The organism is Gordonia sp. NB41Y (assembly GCF_030718915.1).
Classification (GTDB): domain Bacteria; phylum Actinomycetota; class Actinomycetes; order Mycobacteriales; family Mycobacteriaceae; genus Gordonia; species Gordonia desulfuricans.
Window position 1 is genome coordinate 2,024,125 of the sequence record NZ_CP132196.1, and the last position, 24,326, is coordinate 2,048,450.

At 68.0% G+C, this 24,326-nt stretch carries 22 protein-coding genes; 12 read left to right on the forward strand and 10 right to left on the reverse strand.

Features of this window, described 5'->3' with window-relative positions:
• Window positions 1-51: 51 nt before the first annotated feature.
• Window positions 52-1,293: an HNH endonuclease signature motif containing protein gene (locus Q9K23_RS08610; RefSeq protein WP_305950474.1), complete on the reverse strand. Its 1,242-nt coding sequence runs from the start codon at window positions 1,291-1,293 to the stop codon at window positions 52-54.
• Window positions 1,294-1,496: 203 nt separating this feature from the next.
• Here Q9K23_RS08610 and Q9K23_RS08615 point away from each other — a divergent pair, with 203 nt between their 5' ends.
• Entirely contained in the window at window positions 1,497-2,507 is a 1,011-nt protein-coding gene (locus tag Q9K23_RS08615) for an acryloyl-CoA reductase (protein WP_053776274.1), read from the forward strand.
• A 61-nt stretch (window positions 2,508-2,568) separates the two neighbouring features.
• Complete coding sequence (locus Q9K23_RS08620; protein ID WP_053776265.1) at window positions 2,569-3,120, forward strand: carboxymuconolactone decarboxylase family protein; 552 nt, start codon at window positions 2,569-2,571, stop codon at window positions 3,118-3,120.
• A gap of 207 nt (window positions 3,121-3,327) precedes the next feature.
• Here Q9K23_RS08620 and Q9K23_RS08625 read toward each other — a convergent pair whose 3' ends face one another.
• Complete coding sequence (locus Q9K23_RS08625; protein WP_020794671.1) at window positions 3,328-3,774, reverse strand: MarR family transcriptional regulator; 447 nt, start codon at window positions 3,772-3,774, stop codon at window positions 3,328-3,330.
• 88 nt (window positions 3,775-3,862) lie between these two features.
• Between Q9K23_RS08625 and Q9K23_RS08630 the strand changes: the two genes are divergently transcribed.
• Window positions 3,863-5,413 carry an MFS transporter gene (locus tag Q9K23_RS08630; RefSeq protein ID WP_053776266.1) on the forward strand — a complete coding sequence of 517 codons (1,551 nt, stop codon included), beginning with the start codon at window positions 3,863-3,865 and terminating at the stop codon, window positions 5,411-5,413.
• Window positions 5,414-5,595: 182 nt separating this feature from the next.
• A complete protein-coding gene (locus tag Q9K23_RS08635; protein WP_020794579.1) occupies window positions 5,596-6,078 on the forward strand; it encodes a hypothetical protein in 483 nt (160 codons plus the stop codon).
• On the opposite strand, the gene Q9K23_RS08640 is transcribed toward Q9K23_RS08635, so the two are convergent.
• The gene (locus tag Q9K23_RS08640; RefSeq protein ID WP_053776267.1) at window positions 6,070-6,495 is read right to left on the reverse strand and encodes a PPOX class F420-dependent oxidoreductase; all 426 of its coding nucleotides are present in this window, start codon (window positions 6,493-6,495) and stop codon (window positions 6,070-6,072) included. The two genes, Q9K23_RS08635 and Q9K23_RS08640, sit on opposite strands and share 9 nt — an antisense overlap.
• Window positions 6,496-6,650: 155 nt before the next feature.
• On the opposite strand from Q9K23_RS08640, the gene Q9K23_RS08645 reads away from it, so the two are divergent.
• The gene (locus Q9K23_RS08645) at window positions 6,651-7,700 is read left to right on the forward strand and encodes an NAD(P)-dependent alcohol dehydrogenase (RefSeq protein WP_053776268.1); all 1,050 of its coding nucleotides are present in this window, start codon (window positions 6,651-6,653) and stop codon (window positions 7,698-7,700) included.
• Window positions 7,701-7,880: 180 nt separating this feature from the next.
• Here the strand turns inward: Q9K23_RS08645 and Q9K23_RS08650 are convergent, their stop codons facing one another.
• Window positions 7,881-8,357, reverse strand: coding sequence for a GAF domain-containing protein (locus Q9K23_RS08650; RefSeq protein ID WP_152972597.1), 477 nt, complete (start codon window positions 8,355-8,357; stop codon window positions 7,881-7,883).
• A 70-nt stretch (window positions 8,358-8,427) separates the two neighbouring features.
• Here Q9K23_RS08650 and Q9K23_RS08655 point away from each other — a divergent pair, with 70 nt between their 5' ends.
• On the forward strand, window positions 8,428-9,570 hold the full coding sequence (locus Q9K23_RS08655; RefSeq protein ID WP_020794113.1) for a metallophosphoesterase: 1,143 nt from the start codon (window positions 8,428-8,430) through the stop codon (window positions 9,568-9,570).
• A 41-nt stretch (window positions 9,571-9,611) separates the two neighbouring features.
• Here Q9K23_RS08655 and Q9K23_RS08660 read toward each other — a convergent pair whose 3' ends face one another.
• From Q9K23_RS08660 to Q9K23_RS08675, 4 genes are all read right to left on the reverse strand, one after another.
• A complete protein-coding gene (locus Q9K23_RS08660; protein ID WP_020794112.1) occupies window positions 9,612-10,112 on the reverse strand; it encodes a flavin reductase family protein in 501 nt (166 codons plus the stop codon).
• Window positions 10,109-10,609: an NAD(P)H-dependent oxidoreductase gene (locus Q9K23_RS08665; RefSeq protein ID WP_053776270.1), complete on the reverse strand. Its 501-nt coding sequence runs from the start codon at window positions 10,607-10,609 to the stop codon at window positions 10,109-10,111. The genes Q9K23_RS08660 and Q9K23_RS08665 overlap by 4 nt, the downstream gene beginning before the upstream one ends.
• Window positions 10,606-11,769 (reverse strand): LLM class flavin-dependent oxidoreductase, encoded by a 1,164-nt coding sequence (locus Q9K23_RS08670; protein WP_053776271.1) that lies wholly within the window; start codon window positions 11,767-11,769, stop codon window positions 10,606-10,608. The genes Q9K23_RS08665 and Q9K23_RS08670 overlap by 4 nt, the downstream gene beginning before the upstream one ends.
• Before the next feature lie 169 nt (window positions 11,770-11,938).
• Complete coding sequence (locus Q9K23_RS08675; RefSeq protein WP_160319572.1) at window positions 11,939-13,141, reverse strand: LLM class flavin-dependent oxidoreductase; 1,203 nt, start codon at window positions 13,139-13,141, stop codon at window positions 11,939-11,941.
• An 86-nt stretch (window positions 13,142-13,227) separates the two neighbouring features.
• On the opposite strand from Q9K23_RS08675, the gene Q9K23_RS08680 reads away from it, so the two are divergent.
• Window positions 13,228-14,187: a hypothetical protein gene (locus Q9K23_RS08680; RefSeq protein WP_020794504.1), complete on the forward strand. Its 960-nt coding sequence runs from the start codon at window positions 13,228-13,230 to the stop codon at window positions 14,185-14,187.
• Window positions 14,184-16,265, forward strand: a complete 2,082-nt coding sequence (locus Q9K23_RS08685) for a prolyl oligopeptidase family serine peptidase (protein ID WP_020794913.1) — start codon at window positions 14,184-14,186, stop codon at window positions 16,263-16,265. The genes Q9K23_RS08680 and Q9K23_RS08685 overlap by 4 nt, the downstream gene beginning before the upstream one ends.
• Before the next feature lie 1,054 nt (window positions 16,266-17,319).
• On the opposite strand, the gene grpE is transcribed toward Q9K23_RS08685, so the two are convergent.
• Window positions 17,320-17,802 carry a nucleotide exchange factor GrpE gene (grpE, locus tag Q9K23_RS08690; RefSeq protein WP_020793059.1) on the reverse strand — a complete coding sequence of 161 codons (483 nt, stop codon included), beginning with the start codon at window positions 17,800-17,802 and terminating at the stop codon, window positions 17,320-17,322.
• A gap of 77 nt (window positions 17,803-17,879) precedes the next feature.
• On the opposite strand from grpE, the gene Q9K23_RS08695 reads away from it, so the two are divergent.
• The 4 genes from Q9K23_RS08695 to Q9K23_RS08710 all read left to right on the forward strand — a co-directional run bounded on the left by Q9K23_RS08695 (window position 17,880) and on the right by Q9K23_RS08710 (window position 23,560).
• Window positions 17,880-19,556: an Hsp70 family protein gene (locus Q9K23_RS08695; RefSeq protein WP_053777094.1), complete on the forward strand. Its 1,677-nt coding sequence runs from the start codon at window positions 17,880-17,882 to the stop codon at window positions 19,554-19,556.
• A 3-nt stretch (window positions 19,557-19,559) separates the two neighbouring features.
• Window positions 19,560-21,197: a hypothetical protein gene (locus Q9K23_RS08700; protein WP_053777095.1), complete on the forward strand. Its 1,638-nt coding sequence runs from the start codon at window positions 19,560-19,562 to the stop codon at window positions 21,195-21,197.
• 142 nt (window positions 21,198-21,339) lie between these two features.
• Complete coding sequence (locus tag Q9K23_RS08705) at window positions 21,340-22,065, forward strand: tellurium resistance protein (RefSeq protein WP_082365854.1); 726 nt, start codon at window positions 21,340-21,342, stop codon at window positions 22,063-22,065.
• Window positions 22,066-22,264: 199 nt separating this feature from the next.
• A complete protein-coding gene (locus tag Q9K23_RS08710; RefSeq protein ID WP_053777096.1) occupies window positions 22,265-23,560 on the forward strand; it encodes a lipase family protein in 1,296 nt (431 codons plus the stop codon).
• 13 nt (window positions 23,561-23,573) lie between these two features.
• On the opposite strand, the gene Q9K23_RS08715 is transcribed toward Q9K23_RS08710, so the two are convergent.
• Window positions 23,574-24,266 (reverse strand): rhomboid-like protein, encoded by a 693-nt coding sequence (locus Q9K23_RS08715; RefSeq protein ID WP_053777097.1) that lies wholly within the window; start codon window positions 24,264-24,266, stop codon window positions 23,574-23,576.
• Between the last annotated feature and the right edge of the window lie 60 nt (window positions 24,267-24,326).

Consider the following 24,326-nt stretch of genomic DNA (forward strand, 5'->3'; position numbering starts at 1 on the left):
CACCCCACTATCTCTATGAATTTCTCAAAGAACACAAGCTTCTACAAAAGGTCAGGCAGCATTCGGTAGCTCGTCGGCAAACCGCCTGTTATACGCCGGAATCGGACGACGACGCCGATCCACCACCTCAGGTGGGATCAGCCACGGATGCGCATCCGGACCCATGTAGACGTCCCACCCGTTGTGATGCACATCGGCATGACACGACGAACACAACAAACACCCATTCGCCAGATCAGTCGCACCACCATCCGACCAATGCGCAATGTGATGAGCCTGAGTCCGAGATGCCGGGGCACCGCACTTGATGCAACACCGATCCCGCTCGAACAACGCCCGCCGCTGCGAAGCTGTGAACAAGCGTTTCGACCGGCCCATATCCAACGGGACGCGTTCGCCGTCGACGATCGTCATGACAACCACACCGTCACAGCTGGTTTCGAGCAGGGTGCTGTGGGTGATCGACCCACCGAACGCCAACTCGGCCTTGCCCGGTGTATCCGCGGGTACCGACAGGTTGATCAACGCCGCAGGTAGCGCGGTCACCGACCGATCCCCGGCGCCGGCGGCCATATCCAACACCATCTCCAACGCGTCAGCGCGACGTCGAGGCGCTTCACGCGGATCTTTTGACCCATCCGGCTGCGGGACCGGCGCCGACAGCTTCTCGATCGCCGTCGCCAACTTCTCGCCGACAACAACATCCAGACTCCCGGAGACCGCGACCCGCCCGTCGTCGGTCCGCCCGATATCCAGGGCATTCAGGTTGCGGTCTTCTTTCGCCGGACGTCCACCCTCGGCATCGCCAGCATGATGGTCCCCGAGCTGGTGTGCCCGGGCCATCACCTCGGAGGGCTTGGCCCCCGACAACACCTGCGCCAACAGATCGCCCTCAAAGGTCGCCCAGGTCTCAGCGTCCGGCGGTTCCCCGGCACGTAGCCCGATCTGGTTCAGCCCGCGCACGATCGCATCGACATGCTCACCCGAGATCGCGCCGTCGGCAGCGTGTTTCAGCGTGCGTTCCACCACCGCCGACGTCCCGATTCGCTGCATCCGCGCAGCCACAGCTGGCGCGTACCCCATCTCGATCAACAAGGCGATCGGTTTGTGCCCGTGCCGTTGCGCCACCCCCAGCCGATCCAAGTGCCCGGCCCCGGCCGCGGTCAATGCATCCACGACATTCCTGATGGTGACCAGTGTCCGCATGTCTATGAACACGTCCGGCCCGGTCGGATCGTCGTCGAAACGACAATCGATGAGTGCGTCGAGAATGGTCTCCAGCTCCCCCTGCATGTGTTCCATTGTAGCGAACACATAGGCGAACTATCAGCGAAATGGCAAGCAGAACACTATCTGTGGACAGATTGTGACAGCTGTTCACCCAGGAGACTCGGGTTCACCAATGGGGTTCACCGCCCCTCGCGACGTAACCCACGTCACGACCCCGACTACCATCACCAACGACCGAGCTCTACCGCCGGACCATGAGGACGATGATGACCACCAGCATTCCCGACAGTTTCGCCGCGCTCGTCGCCCGAGAGAACGACGGGGCGGTGATCCTGGGCCGTGAGACCCTCACCGGTGCGGACCTGCCCGACGGCCAGGTGACCATCGCCGTGCACTACTCGGGGGTGAACTACAAAGACGCCCTGGCCATCACGCCGCGCGGCGGAGTGGTACGCAACTACCCGATCGTGCCGGGTATCGACGTGGCCGGCGAGGTGGTGGCCTCCACCGATCCGGCCTTCGCGCCGGGCGACCAGGTGGTGGCACACGGTGGTCCGATCGGCACCGACCAGCACGGCGGCTACGCCGAGTTCGCCGTCGCCCCGTCCGACCAGGTGGTCGAGCTCGCGTCGCTGACCACGCGAGAGGCCGCCGCCATCGGTACCGCCGGGTTCACCGCGGCGATGAGCGTGGCAGCCCTGCTCGACCACGGCCTCACCCCCGACAACGGACCGATCCTCGTGACCGGGGCCAGCGGCGGTGTCGGTGCGGTCAGCGTCGATCTACTGTCCGCACTCGGCTTCACGGTCACCGCATCGAGCGGGAAGCCCGACGCCGCAAAGCTTCTGACAGATCTGGGCGCCACCGAGGTGGTGGGTCGCCTCGTCGACGACGAGACCAAGATCCGCCCGCTCGGCAGGTCACAATGGGCCGGTGCGGTCGACTGCGTCGGCGGCACCACGCTGGCGTATGTGCTGAGCACCATGCAGCACAGCGGTGCGGTCGCGGCGAGCGGTCTGACCGGGGGCGCCGCGCTGCCGACGACGGTCATGCCGTTCATCCTCCGCGGGGTCGCCCTGCTGGGCATCGACTCGGTGCTCATCGGTGCAGAACTGCGACGCTCGATCTGGGGTCGTATCGAGACCGACTTGCGCCCACAGCATCTCGACTCGGTCATCACCGAGATCGGCATCGGCGATCTCGATGCCTCACTCACCGCCATCAAGGCGGGCAAGGTCACCGGGCGGACCGTCGTCCGCGTCAAGGACGGGTTCTGACCGCTGGGAATCCACCGAAACCCCGGGTCGTCATGGTCGTCGACGGATACCCTCGCCGACCATGACGACCCCGCCCGTTCCCGAGGAATCCCGCCGCCTGCTCGACTCGGTGGTACCACCGCCGAACCGTCCGCCGCGGCTGTACCTGGCGATGGCACACAACCCCGAAGTCCTGCGCGGCTATATCGAGCGCCCCATCCTCGGCCTGCACGGGCTTTTGCACACCGGCCAACTCGCGCCGGATGAGCGTGAACTGACCATCCTTCGGGTCACCGCGCGCTGCGGCGCCGAGCACGAATGGGGTGTCCACGTGGCCTACTTCGGCAAGACGTCGGGACTGAGCAGCGGGCAGGTCGCAGCGACCGTCACCGAGGTGACGCCGTCGCATGCATGGTCACCCCGACATCTTGCGGTCCTGACCATCGCCGACGCCATGGTCGATCAACGGGAACTCACCACCGCCGAGCTCGCCGGGGTCGACGAGGTGCTCGGTATCGCGACCCGCACGGAGATCGTCGCCGTCTCGGCCCAGTACCTGGGCATCTCGGCCATGTGCCGAGTGCTGGCCATCCCGCCGGAGGACAGCGCCCCGCGCTTCCCGTCAGGCACGTGACCCGCGCACGATGAACGGATAACAGCGCCCAGTCAACGAATTCGAGCGCCCGGTCAACGAGATCGAGCGCCCAGTCAACAAGATCGAGCGCCCAGTCAACGAATTCGAGCGCCCGGTCAACGAATTCGAGCGCCCGGCCAACGGATTCGGGCGCCCACTCGACGGATTTCGACGTCGCCGGTAGTCGTCACGGCCGCCATTGCGGATTCACCCGCGTCCGTCGGGATTCCCGATCGCATCGTCGAACCGCCAGAGTGCCGTCGCCACCTCATCCGCACGCGTCCGCACCTCGGGATCGACCCTCGACAACAACGTGACCCAGTGGGCGCGCAGCCGGTGCAGGTTCTCCCGTGCCAGGTCGGTGGCCACGAGCTCCACCGACCGCGCGTTGCCGTCCGGATGTTCGCGCACCACCATGCCCCGCGCCTCCAGCGACCGCAGCGCGGTGGAGATGTTGCTGCGCTGCAGGCCGGTCAGCTCGGCCAGATGACTGGGCGTGATCCGCGGGTGCCGGTGGACCTGCCGGATCACCGCCACCTCGGTGCCGGTCAGCGCGATGACGTCACGGATCTCGGGGCTACGCGGATCGAGTTTGCGTGACAGTTCCATCACCGCGTCGGCGAGATCGGCCAGCACCTCGGGGTCGTCGGTCACGGCACCATCCTACGGATTGTCATACCGCCAGAGTCATCTGTTATAGATTCATAATCATAATCTCTCCCCGTCCTGTGAAGGAGGCTTCGTGACGTCCAGCGCCACACCCACTCGCCGAACACCCCGCGACACACGCCCGGCATCCCCGGCGCTGACCCTCATCGCGGTCTGCTTCGGACTGTTCATGGTGGGACTCGACTCCACCGTCGTCCACATCGCCAACCCCGCCATCCAGGCCGATCTCGGCGCGAGCTTCGCCGAGCTGCAATGGGTGATCAACTCCTATCTGCTCGGACTGGCCGTGCTGCTGATCCTCGGCGGCAAACTCGGCGACCGCTGGGGCCGCAAACGCATGTACCTCTCCGGCGTTGCCGTCTTCGGAATCGCCAGCGTCGTAATCGGTCTGATCGGAAGCATCGAGGGAGTCATCGTCTTCCGCGTGGTACAGGGCATCAGTGCCGCGATGCTGATGCCGCAGACGATCGCCTTGCTCCGCGCCACCTTCCCGCGTGAGAAATTCGGTATGGCCGTGGGTATCTGGGGTGGAGTGTCGTCGGTCGCCATCGCCGCCGGACCACTCGTCAGCGGCATCCTGGTGGAGCAGGCCGGCTGGCAGTGGGTGTTCTACATCAACGCACCGATCGCGGTGATCGCGGTGATCTTCGGCATGATCGTCCTGCGCGAGACCGAATCCGCCGACGACGGCCCGTTCGACCTGCTCGGCGTCGTCCTGCTGGGCGTGTTCCTGTTCGGCATCGTCTTCGGAGTGGTCCAGGCACAGTCGTGGGGCTGGGGCTCGGCGAAGACCCTCGGCACCCTGATCGGTTCGTTCATCGTGTTCGGCGCGTTCCTCGTCACCGAGAACCGAATCCGGAATCCGTTGCTGCCCTTGGGCTTGTTCCGATCCCGCGACGTGGGGATCGGCGGACTGGTGTTCTTCGTGAACTTCTTCGCCATCCTCGGCGTCACCTTCCTGATCACCCTGTTCCTGCTGAACACCATGGGGTACAGCACCGTCGAGGCCGGCCTGCGGATGCTGCCGATGAGCGCGTTCGCCGTCCCGGCCGCACCCATCGGCGCCGCGCTGACCGCCAAGTCGGGTGCACGACGCGTCGCCGCACTCGGCCTCGGGCTGATGACGATCGCACTCGCCCTGCTGACCCTGGCCGGCCCCGACACCTCGTACTGGTACATGGCCGTGCCGTTCGTGATCCTGGCCTTCGGTTCGGGCTTCGCGATCCCATCGGGTGCCGAGCTCATCGTCGGCAGCGCCCCGGTCCGTCTCGCCGGTGTGGCCAGCGGTTTCCAGACCACCTGCATCCAGGTCGGTGGGGCCATCGGCACCGCCGTGCTCTCGTCCATCGTGGCGGCGAAGGTCGCCACGTCGATCACCGATTCCGGCGCCCCCGCCGACCTGCAGGAGCCTGCAGCGGCAGGCGTCCCGATCACCGGCCTCCCGCAGATCAACGACGCCTTCGTCAGCGGACTGCACATCGGACTCGTGGTCGCGGCGGTACTGACGGCGGTCGTCGCCGTGCTGGTGCTGACCGTGATCCGGGAGGAGCACACCGCCGAGGAGATCGTGGACGAGCAGTTCGTGGACGAGCAGTTCGTGGACGGAGAACTCGCAGGCCGGTGACACCGCCCCGTCCCGGCGCTGCACCGGCATCGTGCGCCCCGACAGGGTGCGCCGGGACCGTCGATGGACGACGATCGACGTATGCGAGTCATCCGCACCACCGTCGTGGCGATCGCAGCGCTCGCACTGGGCGCTGCGATCGCCTGCCGCACCGTCTGCCGGACGGGGAGTCGACCCGCGCGGTGAGCGTCGACGCACCCGCCGACTGCGTCTTCCCGTGGCTGGCCCAGATGGGCCCGGACCCGCGCGGCGGCGCATACACCTACGACTGGATCGAGAACCTGCTCGGCCTGCACATGCACAGCGCCGACCACGTACTCGAGGAGTTCCAGCATCCCCGGCTCGGCGAGTCCATCGAGTTCGGCGGCAACCGCCTGATCCTGCAGCACGTCGACCCGCCACACGCCCTCGCATGGCGCTCGGCCGACGGGAACTGGCTGTGGTCGTTCACGATCCGCGACGACGGCCCCGGCCGCACCCGACTGATCAGTCGCAACCGGTACCGCCTGCCACGCACCATCGACCGGATCGGGATGGCGCCGATGGAACCCGCGTCCCTGGTGATGGAGCAGAAGATGTTGCGGCAGATCGCCGTCCGCGCCGAACAACTGGCCGCCCGGAGATCGGCGACCGACGGGAGCCCCGGCGACGGGACCTCAGCGTGAGGACGACTGATCGGTGTCCTGGAGGGCACCCCACCCGTAGAACCGCTCGACCGCCATGATCGCGCTGGTCCGCGGCCGGTCACGCACCGGATACGGCTCACCGCCGTAGTGCTGCGAGAGCCGGTCGATGTCGACGAGGCCGTCGTCGGCGCGGAACGTGGTGATCCGGCCGACCAGCGTGATGTGGGTGTACCAGCTGTTCTCGTCGAGCACGGTGAGCGTGACCCGCGGATCGTTGCGCAGATGCTTCAGACGCACCCGCGCGTCGTCGAGGTTCAGCAGGATCTCGTCGCCGTCGAGCAGATACCAGGTGGCCGCGGTGACCGGCGCACCATCGGCGCGGACGGTGGCCATCACCGCCGGATTCGGCTTGGCGAGCATCTCGCGGACCTCGGGCGGCAGCGGTGGGGTCGACATGAATCCTCCTCGTCGGGGTGCACTCGGCAGAACCGAACGCCTCGGGAGATCCGAACGCCCGGCCGAGGTCCAGGATTCCCGGGATATGCAGATCCGGCAATGTGTCGGCAGACTGGAGGTCGAGGGTTCTCCGTTCAGGAAGGGTTTGTTTCATCGTGACGACCACCGTCAATGCCTATCTGGCCACCGCACCGGACGCACCGCTGTCGAAGGGCACCATCGAGCGCCGGGATCTGGGACCGAAGGACGTCCTGATCGACATCGCCTACGCCGGCATCTGCCACTCCGACATCCACACCGCACGCAACGAATGGCGGGGCACCACCTATCCGGTGGTACCCGGCCATGAGATCGCCGGCATCGTCGCCGCCGTCGGCCCCGAGGTCACCCGCCACAAGGTCGGCGACCGGGTCGGCGTGGGCTGCATGGTGGACTCCTGCGGCGAGTGCGGACCGTGTAAGGACGGCGACGAGCAGTTCTGCACGAAAGGCTCGATCGACACCTACAATTCGACGTCGTACTCCGGCGAGTTCACCCACGGCGGCTACTCCGAGCAGATCGTGGTGACCGAGCGTTTCGTCGTCCGCATCCCCGACGGTCTGGCACTCGACGTCGCCGCCCCGCTGCTGTGCGCGGGTGTCACCCTGTACTCGCCGCTCAAGCACTGGGGCGCCGGCCCCGGCAAGAAGGTCGCGATCATCGGTCTCGGCGGACTCGGCCACGTCGGCGTGCAACTCGCCCACGCGCTCGGCGCCGAGGTCACCGTGCTGAGCCAGTCGCTGCGAAAAGAGGCCGACGGCAAGCGTTTCGGTGCCGACCACTACTACGCGACCAGCGATCCCGAGACCTTCCGGACGCTGCGCAACGAGTTCGACCTGATCCTGAACACGGTGTCGGTGAACCTCGACCTCGACCGCTACCTCTCGATGCTCGCCGTCGACGGGTCGTTCGTCGAACTCGGGCTGCCCGAGAATCCGTTGTCGGTCAAGGGATTCTCCTTGCTGCGCAACCGTCGCTCGCTGGCCGGGTCGCTGATCGGCGGTATCGCGATCACCCAGGAGATGCTCGACTTCTGTGCCGAGCACAACATCGGGGCGACGATCGAGACGATCGACGCCTCGCAGATCAACGAGGCCTACGACCGTGTGGTGGCCAGCGACGTGCGGTACCGCTTCGTGATCGACGCGGCGACCTTCGCCGACTGAGCGCCATCCGCCGATCCGCACCGGGACGCCGCCGGCATCCCGGTGTGGATCGGCGACGAGGCGGACCAGCGGTCCGATTCGGGTGCCCCGGCGTCGGCGACCTCGATTCGGTGTCCGTCACGACCTCCCCGGACGCGGCATGTACCTGTAGGTACGCGGGGGTCGCGGGGGTCGGGGGCGTCAGCCGAGGGACTCGACGAAGATCGTCGCGATGGTCTCGAGTCCGTGCTGGTCGTCGGCGCCGAAGCGGGCGGGCACCGGGCTGTCGAGGTCGAACACCCCGATCAGCTCGTCGCCGCGCACCAGCGGCACCACCAGTTCGGACCGGGAGTCGGCGTCGCAGGCGATGTGGTCGGCGACCGCGTGCACGTCACGGACCCGCTGGGTGGTGCGGGTCCGCGCGGCCGCGCCACACACCCCGCGATCGAGCGGGATACGCACGCAGGCCGGCTTGCCCTGGAACGGGCCGACCACCAGTTCGGTGCCGTCGAAGAAGTAGAAGCCCACCCAGTTCACCTCTGCCAGCGACTGATACACCAGCGCCGACAGGTTCGCGGCATTCGCGATCCGATCGGTCTCCCCGGCCAGCAGGTGCTTGGCGGCGTCGGCGAGTTCGGGGTAGGTCCACTCCCCTGCGGTCGTGACATCGAAACTCATGTCATCCATCATGCGCGGGCGCACGAGGACGCCACGACCCGACGGTGGGGTAAGGTTCGCGGCGATTCCCATGATTGCCTTCTTCGCCGTCGCCCTCGCCCTCATCACGTTCTGGCTGCACCGTCGCCTCGTGCGCGCCCCGCGACCACCCCGTCCGGCGTCGGTGGTGATCGACGTCGCCCTGGTGGTGTTGTGGGCGCTCGCGGTGCTCGGGATCGCCACCGGCCGAGTCCTCGACCCGGCGACCTTCCGGCCCGCGGCCTCGGTGGGCCTGACCTGGCTGGCGACGGTGTTCTATCTGGTCCTCGGTCTCGCCGTGGTCGGCATCGGATCGCTGATCACCCGTGGTGTACTGCGCCTGACCGGTGCCGCCGAACGCGGGGCCGCCGGGCGGCTCCTCGGGCTGCGCATCGCAACCGTGGTCGTGGTGGCGGGTGCGGTGTCGGTGACGATCTACGGTGTCGTCGAGGCGAATTCACCGAAGGTCACACATACGCGTGTCGAGTTGGCCGATCTGCCCGAGGAATTCGACGGTATGCGCGTCGCACTGATCTCCGATCTGCACATCGGCCCGGCCCGTGACCGCGACTTCGCCTCGCGCATCGTCGAACTCGTCGACGCCGAGCAGCCCGATCTGATCGCGGTGGGCGGCGACCTCACCGACGGCACCGTCGCGAAGGTCGGCGACGAGATCGCCCCGCTCGCAGGACTGCGGGCACCGCTGGGCGTGTTCGGGGTGAGCGGCAACCACGAGTACTACTCCGACGACGGCGGCCGGTGGCTCGACGAGTGGGACGCTCTCGGCATCCACACCCTGCGTAACCAGCGGGTCGAGATCGCCAGGGGTGACGGGCGAATCGACGTCGCCGGGATCTACGACGCCACCGCACCCGAACCGTACGAGCCGGACCTGGGCAAGGCCCTCGCGGGCCAGGAACCCGGCCGGTTCACCCTGCTGCTCGCCCATCAGCCGAAACAGGCGATCGAGGCATCCGACCACGGCGTGGATCTGCAGCTGTCCGGACACACCCACGGCGGACAACTCTGGCCCATCCGCTATCTGGTTCCGCTGCAACAACCCTCGGTGACCGGACTGGACCGGATCGGCACCACGACGCTGTACACGACACGTGGGGCCGGGGCGTGGGGACCTCCGGTGCGCGTCGGGGCGCCCCCGGAGGTCACCATCCTGGAACTGCGTCGCGCACCCTGACCCGCGACGGCCCAGACCATCCCGACTCAGACCGTCTCGACTCAGACCGCGACGAGCTTGCCGAATCCGCTGCGGTGGAAGATCAGCGGGCTACCGGTCTCCGGGTGGTCGACGCCGTGCAGTTCGAGGAGCACGATGATGTGGTCGCCGGCCTCCACCTCGCGGTAGACGGTGCAGTCGAAGTGCGCGAGCCCCTCGTCCAGGGTCACCGCGCCCTCGTCGGAGGCCTTGATCGGCACACCGTCGAAGCGCTGTTCCACCGGACCGGCCAGCTGGCGGCACACCGTGCCCTGATGGTCGGCGAGGACGGTGACCCCCAGATGGCCGGCGCGACGCAGGTCGGGCCAGGTCTTGGAACCGTTGGCGATCGACACCGACACCAGCGGCGGGTCCAGGCTGACACTGGTGAAAGAGCTTGCGGCCAGCCCGATCAGCTCGCCGTCGACCTCCGCGGCCACCGCGACCACACCGGTCGGGAAGATACCGAACGCCTTGCGCAGGCGCGCGGCGTCGAGATCCTGATTGGTCCGTAGATCGGTCATGACCGGGCCTCCAACAGTGCCGAGACCACCGGCTTGGTGGCGGTGAGCCACTCGGCGTAGGCCTCGGGATCGTCGTGGCGGGAATCCACCACGTACAGGCCCCGACCGGGGACGGTGCCACCGATCTCGGTGAGCACCGGGCGCAACCCCACCTCGGGAGCCAATGAGTGAGCCGGGCTGCCGCCCAGCATCAACGGGACGGCCACACCCGACAGTCCGGTGCCGCCGGCGAAGCGGTCGAGGAACAGCTTGAGCAGCCCGGTGTAGGTGGCCTTGTAGGTCGGGCTGGCGACGATCACCAGATCGGCCTTGCCGACCTGCTCCACCAGTGCGGCGACGTCCGCATCCGCCCAGTCCAGGACGGCGGGACCCAGAGTGGCCAGGTCGACCACCAGGTCGGGTGCCGCGCCGGTCAGCTGCTCGGCGAGAAATGTTGCCGCAGAAAGTGTTCGACTTCCCGGCTTGGGATTTCCGACGACGACCGCAGTGGTGGTCACGACGCCGACACCTTCAGCGGGGCCGGTGCGGGAGCACCGAACGGGACGGCCGCACGCCCGGCCGCAGGCGGTGCCGGATGCTGCCACAGACCGCGGCGGGTCAGCTCGGGCAGCACCCCCTCGCCGAACCAGTAGGCCTCCTCCAGGTGCGGATACCCCGACAACACGAACTCGTCGATCCCGACCTCGTGATAGGCCTCGACGAGATCGGCGATCTCCGAGTACGAACCGACCATCGCGGTACCCGCACCACCACGGACCAGGCCGACCCCGGCCCACAGGTTGGGGTAGATCTCCAGGCCGTCCTTGGTGCCCTTGTTGAGCGCGAGCATCCGCTTCTGCCCCTCCGACGCCGACTGCTTGAGTCCGGCCTGGATGCGGGCGATGTCGGCCTCGTCGATCCCGGCGAGCAGACGGTCGGCCTCGGCCCAGGCCGCCTCGGAGGTGTCGCGGGCGATGGTGTGCAGGCGGATACCGTAGGTCAGTTCGCGGCCGTGTTCGGCGGCGGCGCGACGCACCCGCTCGATCTTCTCGGCGACGGCGGCAGGCGGCTCACCCCAGGTCAGGTAGACGTCGGCATGCTTGGCGGCCACCGCGATACCGGCCGGCGACGACCCACCGAAGTAGATCTCGGGCAACGGGTCCGGGATCTGGTGCAGCACCGCATCGCGCACCGACAGGTACTGCCCGTCGAAGGTCACGGTCTCACCGGTCCACAGCCGGCGCACGATCTCGAGGAACTCGTCGGCACGGGCGTACCGCTCGTCCTTGGTGGTGAAGTCGCCGTACATGGCCTGCTCGGTGTCCTCGCCGCCGGTGACGACGTTGAGCAGCAGCCGCCCGCCGGACAGGTTCTGGAAGGTGCCGGCCATCTGCGCGGCGACGAACGGCGCGGTCATGCCGGGACGGAAGGCGACCAGGAACTTCAGCCGCTCCGACAGGCTGTTGATCATCGCGGTGGTGACCCACGAGTCCTCACACCAGGCGCCGGTCGGCGTCAGCGCCGCCTCGAAGCCCAGCTGTTCGGCGCTGCGGGCGATCTGCCCGAGGTACGGCACCGACGCGGGTCGGGTGGAGGCCTCCGCCGGCTGACCGTGGCCGCCACCGACGACATGGCGGCTGTCGCCGCCGTTGGTGGGAAGGAACCAATGAAACTTCACGCCTACTCGCCCATTTCTCGATCGATCGATATCCGGCGCCGACGTTCGGCGTCGCCGGGTGCTCCGGAACAACCCCACGATTGCACCCCACACCGGTGGGGGCTGCCAAGAGTTTCCCTCTCGGTGATCGTGACCGCCCTGACCTGCGCGGGCCTCGGCGGTCCTGCGGCTACTGCTGCCGCACCCAGCCCAGTGCCGGTGCGATCTCGACCGCGAACTGTTCCAGACGCCGGATGTCGAGGTCGGCGCCCGGGGTGCCGTCGCCGGCGGCCGGATACAGCCCGACCGTCGGCAGGAAGTGGGTCACCTGCCCGAGCAGTGCCGGGTCGTCGCGCAGGTCACCGAGGACGTCGGTGACGGTGCCGTAGCGGGTGACCCGACGCAGGTACTGGTGGGTGTCCAGCGGTGCGAGGTCGGGTTTGTAGCTGTCGGCGAACTCGCGGAAGGCGGCGAGCTCGTCGGCCACTTGCTGTTCGATGGTCTCCCGGGATTCACCGACATAGGTGAATCGCAGGGCACCTATCCGCGCCTGCCGGCCGGTCTGCGACCGGGTGCGTTCCCATTCGGCCCGGTAGGCATCGATCTTGGCCCGCTGGTCGTGCAGCGCATGGTCGGCGAAGGTGCCGATCAGCAGTCCGTCGCCGGAGCGAGCCGCGGCCGCCGCGCGCTCCGGGGTACCGACCGAATGCCACAGCCGGTCACGCAGGCCCGGGGCCGGCGGGTACAGCCGGCGTGGCTCGTCGTCGCCGGTGAGCGACTCACCGTCGAACAGCGCGTGCAGCACCGCGAGCTTCTCGTCGAACAACCGACGGCGGTCCTCGAGGTCGTGGCCGAATGCGATGAAGGAGTCGCCGTCGCCGCCCCCGGCTCCGATGCCCAGGTTGATCCGGTCGCCGGCGAGGGCGTGCAGGGTGGCGGCATCCTCGGCCAGCCGCACCGGGTCCTCCAGCGGGAGGACGGTGACCGCGGTACCCAGTTCGATGGTCGAGGTGCGCTCGGCCAGTGCGGCGAACAGGACGAGCGGTGACGCCAGCCGGTCCTTGCCGAAGTGGTGCTGGCCCACCCACACGCTCTGGTAGCCGAGTTCTTCGGCGGCCACCACCGTGTCGATCAGCTCCGCGTAGGTCTCGCGGGCCGACTGCCCCTCCCGACCGTGTACCTGGGTGAAGAATCCGAGCCGGAACGCCGAGGTCTCGGCCTCGTCCTGGGCGGTCGGTTCGGTCGGTTCGGTCGGTTCGGTCAGGGTCGGGGTCTGGGACACGGCGGTCTGGGACACGGAGCTCTCCTCGAAGTCGGTGCCGGTGCCCGGAGCCACCGACGGCGTGGCGAACGCTACGACCCCGACCGCCACGCCGGCGAGGGTTGCGGTCACGCTGATCGCCACCGGTGGCCGCCCGCCCCGCCGCGAACCCACGCCGCGAACCGCGGCCGCCTGCGTCGGCCAGTAGGTTGGTTCGGGTGGGAATCTTTCGACGACGCGGCCGCCCGGAATCACCCGGGCCCGGCCCACAGCGACCGGACGCGCCCGCCGACGAGCTGTTTCCGGACCTGTCGGTGGACGATGTCGCCTGGATCCGGTCGACGGCGCAGGGCATTCTCGCCGGACACGGCATCGAGGTGACGCCCAGCGGCGCCGATCTCGTGGCGGCCGACGGTATGCGGTTCGCCCTCGACAACGCGGTCACCAAGTGCCGGACCGCGCCGCGATCGGAGTGGACGGCGATCCTCGGGCACCACTTCGGTGCGATGGCGCGGATGCAGGACGGTCCGACCATCGACGATCTCACCCCCGAGCAGTTCAGCGCACAGGTCCGCACCCGGCTGATCGCCCGCGATGCGCTGGTGATGGGCGGTGTGGACATGCGGGGCTATGCGAGAACTGTCGCCGACGACCTCGCGGCCGTGTTGTGTGTCGATTTCCCCGAGACCGTCGGCTACATCGACGGGGGGCGTGCGGAGCGACTCGACCTCGACGCGGCATTCCGGTCCGGGCAGCAGCACACCGACGCCGAGCCGATCGACGAGGTGCGCCATACCGACAGCCACATCACATTCGTGTTCGGGCAGTCGGTGTTCACCGCGTCCAAGGTGTTGAACATGGCCGGGCTGGCCACGCAGGTGTTCGGTCGCGACGCCCCCTACGGCGTGGTGTTCGCCGTTCCCGACCGGACCTGTGTGCTGATGCATCTGATCGAGTCGAGCGCCGTGATGGAGGCGATCGGTCAGCTGGCACAGGCGGCCGCCGGGTTGTATCACGATGCGATCTCACCGGTGTCCCCCAACATCTATCACTGGTACCGCGACCGCATCACCCGCGTGTCCTCGGCCGATGCCGAGAACCGCAGCATCGACATCACCCCTGACGACCATCTGATGAACATTCTCGAGCACCTGAACGAGGCGAACGGAAACCAGTGAGCGACAACAGCATTCCCGTAGGCACCACCACTTCCACGAATGCCGCCGACGACCCGTATCTGTGGTTGGAGGATGTCACCGGCGACGACGCGTTGACCTGGGTGGGTGAGCACAACGACCCGACCGTCGCAGACCTGACCGGCTCGGACCGTTTCCGCGCGCTGCAGTCGCAGGCGCTCGAAGTCCTCGACACCGATGACCGCATCCCGTATGTCCGGCGCCGCAACGAGTTCCTCTACAACTTCTGGCGTGACGCCGCGCATCCGCGTGGTCTGTGGCGGCGCACCACCCTCGAGTCCTACCTCACCGACGACCCCGAGTGGGATGTCCTGGTCGACGTCGACGCATTGGCCACCGCCGAGGACGAGAACTGGGTGTGGAAGTCGGCGACGATGAACTACCCCGACTACGACCGGGCCCTGATCGCGATGTCACGGGGCGGTGCGGATGCGGCGGTGGTCCGCGAGTTCGACGTCACCACCCGAACCTGGGTGAGCGACGGTTTCGTCCTGCCCGAGGCCAAGTCGTCGATGTCCTGGATCGACCGCGACACCGTCTACGTCGGAACCGATTTCGGCCCACAGCCCGACGGTGAGGGATCGCTGACGTCGTCGGGGTATCCGCGCGTCATCAAGCGATGGTCGCGCGGACAGTCCCTCGATGCCGCCACCACGGTGTTCGCCGGGATCGTCGACGACGTCGCGGTGAGCGCGGGCTACGACCACACACCGGGTTTCGAACGGCATTTCGTCAGTCGCGCCACCGATTTCTTCAACGAGCTCTCCTTCGAAGTGATCGAGGGCGAGCCGGTTCTCGTCGAGGTTCCCACCGACTCCTACTTCTCGCTGCACCACGATTGGATGTTCGTGCGTCCGCGCAGCGACTGGGAGGTGGGCGGTCGGTTGCGGCCCGCGGGATCGCTGCTGGTGTTCGACTACCCCGACTACATGGCCGGAGGTCGGGACCATCAGGTGCTGTTCACCCCGGATGCGCACACGTCGTTGCAGGGATTCAGTGTCACCCGGTCGCATCTGATCCTGTCGACGCTGCACGACGTCCACACCGAGGTCACCGTCCGGATACTGGGCGAGTGGACCGAGGTGCCGCAGCCGGATCTGCCGGAACTGTCGACGGTGTCGGTGATCGACACCGATCCCGACAACTCCGACGAGGTGTTCTGGTCGGCGACATCGTTCACCACGCCTCCGAGTCTGCTGCACGGCACCAGCGGCGGTCCGCTCACCGTGATCAAGCAGGCCCCGGCCTTCTTCGATGCCGATTCGGTTGTCGCCGAGCAGTTCTTCGCCACCTCCGACGACGGGACCGCGATCCCCTACTTCGTCGTCCGCCGCTCCGATGTCACCTCCGGCCCCACCCTGCTCTACGGGTACGGGGGCTTCGAGAACTCGTTGACGCCCAGCTACCTCGCCACCTCCGGCCGCACCTGGATCGAGCGGGGCGGGATCTATGTGATCGCCAACATCCGCGGTGGCGGCGAGTACGGCCCCACCTGGCACACCCAGGCATTGAAGGCCGGACGACATCTGGTCTACGAGGACTTCTCCAGTGTGGCAAAGGACCTCGTCGCACGTGGTGTCACCACACATGCACAGCTCGGTGCGCAGGGCGGCTCCAACGGCGGCCTGCTGATGGGTGTCATGCTGACCCGGTATCCGGAGTTGTTCGGCGCGTTGGTGTGCCAGGTCCCACTGATCGACATGCGCCGGTATCACCTGCTGCTGGCCGGGGCGTCGTGGATGGCCGAGTACGGCAACCCCGACGACCCGGAGGAGTGGGCGTTCCTCGGCAAGTACTCGCCGTACCAGAACCTGGTCCCGGCGGGTGAGCGCACCTACCCGCCGGTCCTGGTGACCACCTCCACCCGCGACGATCGTGTGCATCCCGGCCATGCCCGCAAACTCGTTGCACGGCTGGAGGAGTACGGCCACGACGTCAGCTACTACGAGAACATCGAAGGCGGACACGGCGGCGCAGCCGACAACAAGCAGTCGGCATTCAAGTCGGCACTCGCATTCGAATTCCTGTGGCGGACGATCGGCAGCGTGGACGCCGACTGAGCCACCGGCGGCCGGCGAGGAGCGCAGCGACGAGACGTGTCGAAACCCCCGCCGGCCGAGCTCGGCAGCCCAACCACCCCCGCATGGTCACCACCCAACCCACGCAACAGAGATTTCGACACGGGTCCTCGCTACGCTCGGTCCCGGCCCAATCAGCAACTCGCCATTGATGGTTGAGCCGACGAGGAGCGAAGCGACAAGACGAGTCGAAACCTCAGACAGCCGAACTCACCAACCCAACCACCCCCGAGATGGTCACCACCCAACCCAAGCAACAGAGATTTCGACACGGGTCCTCGCTACGCTCGGTCCCGGCTCAATCAGCAACGCCCAGTGGATGGTTGAGCCGACGAGGAGCGAAGCGACGAGACGAGTCGAAACCCCCGCCGGCCGAGCTCGGCAGCCCAACCACCCCCGAGGCGGTCACCACCCAACCCACGCTGCGGAGATTTCGACACGGGTCCTCGCTACGCTCGGTCCCGGCTCAATCATCAACAGGAGCTTCTCACTCAATCAGCAACTCACCGTGGATGGTTGAGCCGACGAGGAGCGAAGCGACGAGACGAGTCGAAACCTCAGACAGCCGAGCTCGGCAGCCCAACCACCTCCGAGGCGGTCACCACCCACACCAGCTGCGGAGATTTCGACACGGGTCCTCGCTACGCTCGGTCCCGGCTCAATCACCAACAGGAGCTTCTCACTCAATCAGCAACTCACCGTGGATGGTTGAGCCGACGAGGAGCGCAGCGACAAGTCGAGTCGAAACCTCAGACAGCCGAACTCACCAACCCAACCACCCCCGAGATGGTCACCACCCAACCCAAGCAACAGAGATTTCGACACGGGTCCTCGCTACGCTCGGTCCCGGCTCAATCACCAACCCGCCGTCGACAAGACGTGTCGAAACCTCAGACAGCCGAACTCGCCAACCCAACCACCTCCGACATGGTCACCACCCAACACCAGCTACAGAGATTTCGACACGGGTCCTCGCTACGCTCGGTCCCGGCTCAATCACCAACCCGCCGTCGACAAGTCGAGTCGACACCTCAGCTCACGAGTACACGACCACCAACGCCGCGCGGACGGCGCGATCGCCGACCCGCAGGCCGGGGTGGACCACACGGACCACGGTTCGATCCACCGCATCTGGGTCATCGTCGTCGGTCAAAGGGATGACGTCGACGGCATCCATCGTGGCGACGTCGAATGCCGTTCCGGGATGTGGGGCGATCACCGACCCACCGCGCCCGACGATCAGCCGGTCCAGCCCGTCGCGGAGTGCGGCGAAGGCCACGCGGTCGGCCTCGGTCGCTGCCGTCGACGTGCAGGCGGATGCATCGGCATAGAGCTCCAGCAACTCGACCAGCAGCGGAAGGTCGGCACCGGCGCGCGCAGCGGCCTCGCGTTTGCGATCGGCGTCGACCAGCCGGTCCAGTGACTGCGTCTGCCGGGCCAGGATCCGGCCGAGATCGCCGATCCGCTCCTCGAGTCGGTCGATCGGATCGGCGTCGGCGGACTTCCCGGTCTCGGTCATCCCGGTAGCGTAAACCGACCGGCCGACAACCCGGGCGACACCCGATCGTCGGCGATTTCACGTTATCCTCGCGAACCGTGGGTGTTTACGGGATCGACCTGGGCACGACCAACTCGGCCATCGCCGCGATCGACCGCGACGGCAGGCCCGAGGTGATCAAGGACTGGAGTGGTGCGCCGACCACGCCGTCGGTGGTGCTCTTCCCCTCGGCGCACGATCACGTCGTCGGCGAGGGCGCCCGACGCCAGGCACGGCTCGACCCCGACCACGTGTGCACGCTGGTCAAACGCCGGATGGGCGAGGTCGACTGGCGCTACGTCGCCCACGGGCGCAGCTGGTCGGCACCGGCGGTCTCGGCGCTCATCCTCAAGTCGCTGATGTCCGACGCCGAGTTCGCCGGAGAGAAGGTCGAGCGTGCGGTGATCACCGTGCCCGCCTACTTCGGCGACGAGGAACGCCGGGCCACCATCCAGGCCGGCACCTACGCCGGTCTCGACGTCGCCGGGGTGCTCTCCGAACCGATCGCGGCGGCCCTGTCGTACGGCTTCAGCCGGCTCACCGATCCCCTCGCCACCGCCACCCCGGACGAGACCGTGCTGGTCTACGACCTCGGCGGCGGCACCTTCGACGCGACGGTCATCGAACTCGCCGATCGCCGCATCTCCGTCCTCGCCGTCGACGGCGACCATCAGCTCGGCGGCGCCGACTGGGACGAACGACTCGCCCTGCACCTGTCGCGCAGGTTCTGCACCGAGCATCCCGACGCCGAGGACCCGCTCGACGACTCCGCCGGGGCGCAGGCGTTGATCCTGGCCGCCGAACGCGTCAAACACGAACTGACCGAGACCGAGTCCACGTCGGTGATCGTGACGCACGACGAGCAACGGTCGGTGATCACGGTGACCCGCACCGAACTCGAGGACCTCACCGCCGGATTGCTCACTCGCACCCTCGATCTCACCGCATCGTGTCTGGCCGGGGCCGCCGAACGCGGTGTCCACCAGGTGGATCGGATACTCCTGGTCGGCGGTTCCTCTCGCATGCCCGCCGTCACACGGGAACTCACCGCACGGTTCGGGCTGATCCCCGAACTCAGCGATCCCGACCTCGCCGTGGCCCGTGGTGCGGCGATCTACGGCGACAAGCTGGAGATCGAACGACTCGTCCGCGCCGACCTGCAGTCCCGCGGTCGCCTGCCGGGCGTCGGCGGGCTGCTCGACACCGATCCGGCCGACCTCCACTCCGCCTGTGGACGCGTCGCCGAGGCCTTCGGGCTGCCCGTCTCCGGCGTACGTCGCATGCTCGAGATCCGCGTCGACACCGTCGTGTCACGGGGCTTCGGCGTTCTCGCGGTCAGCACCCACACCGGTGGACTGCAGGTGAGTTGGCTGGTGGAACGCAATCAGCCGTTGCCGATCAAGGTGCGCCGATCCTTCGGCACCATGCGCGCCGACCAGGACCGAATCGAGCTGACCGTCGTCGAACAGGCCGGGCAGGATCTCTCGCCACGTCCGGAGGACACCAAGGTGCTGATCGAGGGCGCGATCGACGACATCCCACCCGGATTCGAGGAGAACAGCGAGGTCCAGATCAGTTTCGAGATGGGCTTCGACGGCGTCCTGCACGTCACCGCATTCCACGTGTCCGCCGGTCTCCCCCTGACACTGACCGCGAAGACCGGTGCCACGCTGTCCCAGTCGGAGGTGGCCCGCGAGCTCGACCAGGTGCAGCGCAACCGTCGCCGGGACGGGTGAGGCATGCAGCCGTTCACGCCCAACGACTACCGCAAGCGCGTGCTGGCCGCCGTCGAACGGCGCGGCGGTGCCGACTCGTCGGATTCCTTCGAGCTCTACGACATCCCGCTCGAGGAGTCCGACAGCCTCACCGACGACGAGGTGAACACCCGCATCGACGAGGTGTGGGGGTTCTGGCAACGCCACCGGGATCATCCGAAGTACCGGGTGCTGGTGGAGCGGCTCGTCGCCGAACATCCGCATCGCAGTGCCCCACTGCGGCAGCGGGATTCACGGTCCGCGGAGGCCAGGGCGGTCAGTGACGCCCGACAGCAACGCGACCAGGGACGATACGAGTTGCTCGACAATGCGATCGAGCGACTGATGGACCGCTACGGCGGTATCCCGACAAGCAAACGTGCGGGCCTCGACGAGATCGGGGCGATGGGCGGGCTGACCGCCGACGAGGTGACGGTGCGATTGCGCCGGTACCGGATCATCGACGACGCCGTCGCCGCTCCGGAGCCGGAGATGGCCTCCCCGACAACATCTCTGAGTGATCAGCGGCTGATCCAGATCACCGAGTTGCTCGCCGAGTTCAGCCGGCGACGCGACGCCCCGCCGGTGCACACGCTGCTCGGATTCCTTCGACTGGACACCGACGCGATCACCGACCGCGACACCATCTCGCGGTCGGCGGCAATCCTGCGCGAGCAGGCGCGGGCCCTGCCTGCGGGCCGGATGCGAGCCCTGGTGGACGAGTTGCTGATCCACGTGGAGAGCATCCTGCTCGAAGCCCCCGCGACCGCCGACGCCTATCTCCGATCGATCCTCGACGGCGTCGACGCCGCCCTGCGACCACAGATCCGGGCCGCGGTGCTCGTCGAGGACCGCCTGCATCCATCCGACCATCAGTATCTGCTCGAGCAGGCCCGCGACCTCGACCTCAGCACCCGCGACGCACGGGCACTGATCACCCGGATCGCCGCGGGGTACGGCGCGACAGTGGAGAACCCGCCACCTCCACCAGCACAGACACGAGCGACACAGACACCGCCGGCCGCCGCCGGTTCGCCCGGCGAGTGGCAGGCGGCGTTGCGATCGGCGCGCAAGGCACTGCGCTCCGATCGTCTCGACGCCGCCCGTGATCATTGCGCCCGCGCCCGCGCGGCGGCGGGTGACGACCCCGTCGCACGACGTCAGATCGACGCCGTCGCCGACGAGGCCGAACGTCGCAGCGCCGCACCGACACCCGCGCAGCCCGCGACACCGACGCAGACTCCAGCACCAGCCCGACAGGTGACCACCGCACCCCCGACACCCACGACCCCCACCGCCACGACGCCACCGCCGGCCGGACCCGACCTACCACCGATCACCGGGGTCACGGTCAGCGGCGACCGGTTGCTGTTCACCTGGCCGGCCGGGGTCACCGAGGCGGTCGTCGTCATTCGTTCGGATGCCCCGCCGGAGTATCCCGCCGACCCGCGGGCCACCTCCACCAAGGTGACCAACACGCGCTACGAGATCGACGGCGGTGTCGTTCTCCCCCACTCCGCAGCACGTCAGGGGCATGTCGCGGTGGCATCGTGCCGACGCGACATCCGGGGCCGGCTCGAGGTGGCCGGCAGCTTCGGCCCACAGGCGCACGCACCCCTCTGATGCGGCCGGCCCGCCCACGCCGCCACCATCGCTAGGCTGGTCGTGACCCATGCGAAGAAATTCGCAATCCAGACAAACCAGACCCGAACCCAGATCCTCCAGAACCCTGACCCCCGACGACGAAGGCAGAGAACGCGACATCATGGGAATCGACTACACCAAGCGTCCGAAGGCACAGCCCACACCGCCGCCGGCCCAGGGATACCCCGCCCAGCCGGCCCAGGGTTACCCCGCCCAGCCCCAGCAGCAGCCGCCGGCCGCGCCGGTGTCGTTGTCGAAGGTCACGCTGACCAAGTCGGCACCGAGTGTGTCGCTGACCAAGCAGGGTTCGGCCACCGGGCAGATCCGGGTGAACCTCAACTGGACCTCCGGCGCCAAGGGCGGCCTGTTCCGCCGCTCGTCGGGGGTCGACCTCGACCTCGCCTGCCTGTGGGAGTTCAGCAACGGCGACAAGGGGATCGTGCAGGCCCTCGGCAACTCGTTCCAGGCACCGTACGAGGGCCGTCCGATCATCCACCTCGACGGCGACGACCGCTCCGGCTCCAACACCGGCGGCGAGAACATGTACATCGACCTGTCGGCGTCGGCCATGATCCGGCGCATCCTGATCTTCGCCTACATCTACGAGGGCACCCCCAACTGGGCGAGCGCCAACGGCGTGGTCACGCTGTTCCCGGCGAACGGCCCGGAGATCGAGGTCCGCCTCGACGAGCACGACCAGGGCGCCATCTCCTGTGCCATCGCCACGATCGAGAACCGGGGCGGCGAACTCGTCGTCAACCGCGAGGTCCGCTACATCCACGGTTCGCAGTCGAAGGTCGACGAGGCCTACGGCTGGGGTCTGAACTGGCGCGCCGGACGTAAGTAGCCACCACCTCGTCGGCCTCCACCGCGACGCACGCCTGGGCGAAACGTGTGAGGGCTGTCTTCGACATGCCGAGCCGTCGCAGGCCGCCGGGGGCACCTCGCCTGCCGGAACGCCGTTCGTCCCGGATTCCGGGACGAACGGCGACGGAGATCGAGCAGTGTCGACGACGACAACTACGCACCAGTCGGGGGATTGTGCTGTGACCTTCATTCGTCGTGCCCGCATACGCGGGATCGTTCCGTTCGCGCTCGCCGCCGCGCTCGCCGGTTCAGTCGGGGCGGGCACCGCCGCCGCCTCACCCACCGCCGCACCGCAGCCCGGGCCGCTCGCATCCCTGTCGACGCAGCTCGACGACGTCGCGCGGGCGGTCGCGCCGACACCGGACCCGTTCTACTCGCATGCGCCGATCGCCGCCGGCACCCCACTCGGGACGGTCCTGCGGTCCGAGCCCGCGCAGGTACCGCTGGTCACCGCGCAGGTGCCCGGCGTCCGGGCATCGCGCATCCTGTACGTGACCACCGGCGCGCGCGGCGGCCGCGAAGCCGCGAGTGCGGTGGTGCTGGTCCCGCCGCAGCAGCCGAGCGACAAGAGTCGGGCGCTGATCGCCTCGGGTATCGCCGACGAGAGTCTCGGCGCGTACTGCCGTCCGACGTCGTCGCTGGACAACACCTCCCGGGTGTCGAGGTTCCGCAACTCCGGCCCGTTCGACTCGGCGATGCCGTCCCTGCGCGCCGGACACACCGTCCTGGTGGCCGACCTGGTCAACGACGGGGAACCCGCCCCGGCGGCATCGTTGCTGCCGCGCACCTCCGGACATGCCCTGCTCGACGGGGCGCGCGCCGCGCTCCATCTCCCCGGGACCGGACTCGACGCGTCGTCGACGGTGGCACTGTACGGTCCGTCCGGCGGCGGTGCCGGTGCTGCCGCCTTCGGTGCCGAACTCGCGCCGACGTACGCTCCCGACCTGCACATCCCCGCGGCGGTGCTGGGGCAGATCGTCCCCGACCACCACAACTTCATCAAGGCCAACAGCGGGTCGGTGGGCGCCGGATTCGCCTTCGCCGATCTGCTCGGATTGCAGGTGGGGCATCCGGAGATGCGGATCGACGAGAAGCTGAACCCGTTGGGCCGCAAGGTGGCCGAGGTGTTCCGGTCCAGTTGCACCTTCCCCGCCTACACCGCGCTGTCCCATCTCCCGCTGGAGGCGCTGTTCGAGCCGGGGCACTCGCCGTACGCCGAGGCCGACTATCGCACCGCCTTCGCCACCCAGGCGCTGGCCACACCCACCTCGCCGACGCCGACGGCCACGCTGCGGATCACCCGCTGCGACTCGAATCTGTCGCCGGTGTCGGTGACCCCGGTCGGCGACATCGCCGGTGCCGCATCCGCCTATCGGGCTGCGGGCGCCGACGTGAGCACCCGGGTCGTCTCCTGCCTGGGGTCGGTCACCGACGTCGACGCACCCGATCTGGCCTGGCTCCTCGAACAGGTCTGAGGAGCCCGGCGGGTCACGACCGCCCCACCCGTCGCAGCCGGGCCCGTAGGCGTCCGGGGATCTCTGACGGATTCCATTGCGGTGCAGGACAACCGCGGGTGATCGGATACCACGCCAGGCCGATCAGCGCCGACAGCGCATGGCCGATCCCGGTGAAGGTGACATGGGTCAGCAGCGGCACCCCGAAGACGACGACCACCCCGGCCAGATAGGGACAGCGCCACGGGCGGGCGATGTGGTAGGTCAGCACGCCGCCGATCGCGGCGAGGAAGTAGCTGACCCCGATGTCGCGGACGTCGACCATCGAGGGGCTGGTCGCGCCCTGCCGGATCGCGTACTCGAGGGCGCCCTGACTCAGGTATGTCGCGATGACGTGCGCGCTGAACCCGACGACGAACCATCGCACCGGGCCCAGCCAGCGCTCGGCCGGGACGTGGAAGAGACAGAACAGCACCAGGTACGGCAGCCACACCTCGCCGTCGATCCAGAACAGGCTGGTGACCAGCACCCGGAACGGGTCATGGGTGAGGTTGGCGATGTTGGTGGATCGTTGGCCGAGCACCTCGTCGAGTTCGACCGGCGTCAGCGACCGCTGGATCGCGGTGGTGACGAACAGGACCGCCAGCCATGCGAAGGTGAACGGTGCACTGCGGACATATCGCCACAGTGCAGCGCCCATCGCGCTCAGCCACGCGAACCGGGACATTTGTGTCACACCGAAAGTGTGCCCGGAGTTGGGGTTTCGTGGTCGAATTCAGGCCCGAAC